At 61.8% G+C, this 251-nt stretch carries 1 pseudogene; it reads left to right on the forward strand.

Annotated features, from left to right (window positions below):
- Positions 1 to 230: pseudogene (locus SB756_RS33220) on the forward strand (TIGR03067 domain-containing protein); the annotation flags it as partial.
- Positions 231 to 251: the final 21 nt, after the last annotated feature.

The following is a 251-nucleotide window of genomic DNA, read 5'->3' on the forward strand; positions in this document are numbered from 1 at the left end:
GTGGCGAAATATTGCTGGCGGGTCGGTTCGAGCTGGACGCCAGTACCACGCCCAAAAGCATCACCTGGACGGACGCCATCGGCGAAGATGCAGGCAAGCAACTCCCCGCCAGTTACCGGCTCGACGGCGATGATTTCGTGTTTATCGCAGCGCATGAGGGCATGCCCAGGCCCACCGTGTTCAGCACCGGCCCGGGGCAAACCATGCGCACCTTTGTGCGGCGGTCTTGATCAAATGTGGGAGCTGGCTTG

It is taken from the genome of Pseudomonas sp. SIMBA_068, from assembly GCF_046534705.1.
GTDB lineage: Bacteria > Pseudomonadota > Gammaproteobacteria > Pseudomonadales > Pseudomonadaceae > Aquipseudomonas > Aquipseudomonas putida.